This is a genomic window from Bradyrhizobium sp. Leo170 (assembly GCF_004296405.1).
In the GTDB taxonomy this organism is placed as follows: Bacteria; Pseudomonadota; Alphaproteobacteria; order Rhizobiales; family Xanthobacteraceae; genus Bradyrhizobium.
This window is the reverse complement of the sequence record NZ_PSRR01000908.1, coordinates 1-370: the sequence shown is the minus strand read 5'-3', so window position 1 is coordinate 370 and position 370 is coordinate 1. Positions and strand designations below refer to the sequence as shown.

Sequence of the window (370 nt, the reverse complement as noted above, 5' to 3'; positions counted from 1 at the left end):
GTCGAGGCAATGCTGCAGACCAATGCCCGGGTGAAGCTTTTCTACACGATGCCAGCATTTCATAATCCAACCGGGCGCCAGATGTCGTGCGACTATGTGGCCAAGTTGGCGGGCCTGCTAGCCCGCAGTGGCGCTCTCTTGGTGCAGGATCTTGTCTATGCTGAGTTGCCCTATAACGGTCCAGTGCATTGGCTGGCGCCAGGCAACAACGTGATCAATGTCCATAGCATCTCAAAAGTTGCCGGACCGGGGCTACGGGTAGGCTGGGTGCTTGCGGAGTCCGACATCATCAACAGGCTTGCGCACCTCAAACCCGACGGCGGCGTAAGTCCGGTTTTGAGTAATGTCGTTTTGGGGTTGTTGCAAGGGG

At 57.0% G+C, this 370-nt stretch carries 1 protein-coding gene; it reads left to right on the top strand.

Annotated elements, in window-relative coordinates:
• Positions 1-9: 9 nt before the first annotated feature.
• Positions 10-370: aminotransferase class I/II-fold pyridoxal phosphate-dependent enzyme (locus CWO89_RS45325; RefSeq protein WP_245476892.1), on the top strand; the 361-nt coding region annotated here is incomplete at its 3' end.